The sequence below is a fragment of the Pseudomonas sp. R62 genome, from assembly GCF_000257605.1.
Classification (GTDB): Bacteria; Pseudomonadota; Gammaproteobacteria; order Pseudomonadales; family Pseudomonadaceae; genus Aquipseudomonas; species Aquipseudomonas atacamensis.
Map to the genome: position 1 here is coordinate 2,939,225 of NZ_JH635998.1, position 1,820 is coordinate 2,941,044.

Annotated in this window: 3 protein-coding genes; all 3 read left to right on the plus strand. The window is 61.6% G+C overall.

Annotated elements, in window-relative coordinates; translation table 11 throughout:
* The coding region (locus OQK_RS14275) for a phosphatidylglycerophosphatase A family protein (RefSeq protein ID WP_016772983.1) at positions 1–436 on the plus strand (436 nt) is incomplete at its 5' end.
* A 25-nt stretch (positions 437–461) separates the two neighbouring features.
* Positions 462–1,199, plus strand: coding sequence for a substrate-binding periplasmic protein (locus OQK_RS14280; RefSeq protein ID WP_016772984.1), 738 nt, complete (start codon positions 462–464; stop codon positions 1,197–1,199).
* Between the two features lie 234 nt (positions 1,200–1,433).
* A partial coding sequence (gene ribA, locus OQK_RS14285) for a GTP cyclohydrolase II RibA (RefSeq protein WP_016772985.1) occupies positions 1,434–1,820 on the plus strand: 387 nt, incomplete at its 3' end.

Consider the following 1,820-nt stretch of genomic DNA (forward strand, 5'->3'; position numbering starts at 1 on the left):
TTTCCTCGCGTTCGGCTTCGGCTCCGGCACCTTGCCAAAAGCGCCGGGCACGTGGGGCTCGCTGGTGGCGCTGCCGTTCATTCCGCTGTGGCAGATGCTGCCCGACTGGGGCTACTGGCTGATGCTTGGCATCACCATGCTGTTCGGCTTCTGGCTGTGCGGCAAAGTCGCTGACGATTTGCGCGTGCACGACCACGAAGGCATCGTCTGGGACGAAATGGTCGGCATGTGGATCACCCTGTGGCTGGTGCCGGAAGGCTGGTACTGGTTGCTCGCGGGTTTTCTGGTGTTCCGCTTCTTCGATATTCTCAAGCCGTGGCCGATCCGCTGGATCGACAAGCACGTGCATGGCGGCGTCGGCATCATGCTCGACGACGTGCTGGCCGGTGTGTTCGCCTGGCTGGCGATGCAAGGGCTGGTCTGGATATTCGCCTGATTCGACTCACGTGAGGAAACACGCAATGCTGCGACGCGGGTTGGCGCTGCTGCTTCTGGCTCTGCTGGGCACGTTCGCCCATGCGCAGGCCGCCGCGCCTGTGCCTGGGGTGATCCATCTGGCCAGCGAAGACTGGGAGGATTACACCGCCGCCGATGGTCACGGTCTGGCCTGGGACGTGTTGCGCAAAGTGTTCGAGCCGGCCGGGGTCAAGCTGGACATCCGCACGGTGCCGTACACCCGTTCGATCGGGCTGGTGCAGTTGAAGGAAGTCGACGCGCTGGTCGGCTCCTACCGCGACGAAGCCGAGCATGTGCTGTACCCGCAATCGAAGTTCGATTCTGATCACATCTACGCGCTGGGCCTGGCCAGCAGCCCGCCGCCGACCCAGGCGACCCTGGGCAAATATCGGTTGGCCTGGGTGCGCGGCTACCGCTACGAAAACTACTTGCCGAACATCCAGCGCTTCAACCAGATCGAACGGCGCACCGGCATTCTGCTGATGCTCAAGCAGGGCCGGGCGGATTACTACATCGATGCGCTGACCGAGATTGAAGCGGTCGTGCGCGATGCCGCGGATCCGGCGCAGTATCGCTATTCGCATCTGACTGAGTTGCCGCTGTTTCTCGGTTTCGCCGATACCCCACAGGCTCGCGCGTTGATGGCGCTGTATGACCGGCGCATGGCGGAGCTGGTCAAGAGCGGAGAGTTGAAGCCGGTCTTCGAGAAGTGGCAGCAGCCGTATCCGTTTGATCCAAAATGATCACAATGTCCTGTGGGAGCGAGCCTGCTCGCGAAGGCATTGGTTCAGCCGCATTTGAATCGACTGACACGCCGCCTTCGCGAGCAGGCTCGCTCCCACAGAGGACCAGCGCATGGCAGCTGTCATCAAACTTTTTGATGGTTATGCCCGATAATTCAGCCTAAGCGTCCACAGGAACCTGCTGTTACAATGCCCGCCTGCGAATTTTCAGTCTTCTAGATCAGGAGCACATCGGTGCCTGTCGTCTTCGTCGCCGCTTCCAAGCTGCCAACGCCTTTTGCGCAATTCACCATGCACGGCTTTCTCGATGAGAGCACCGGGCGTGAGCACGTCGTGCTGAGCCTCGGTGAAATTGCCGATGGCGCCCCGGTACTCGGTCGCCTGCATTCCGAATGCCTGACCGGCGATGCCTTGTTCAGCCAGCGTTGCGACTGCGGCTCGCAATTAGAGGCAGCTTTGCAGGCGATTGCGCGCGAAGGCCGTGGCGTGTTGCTGTATCTGCGTCAGGAAGGGCGCGGCATCGGGCTGCTGAACAAGATCCGCGCCTACGAATTGCAGGACGGCGGCGCCGATACCGTGGAAGCCAACGAGCGTCTGGGCTTTGCCGCTGATCAGCGCGAC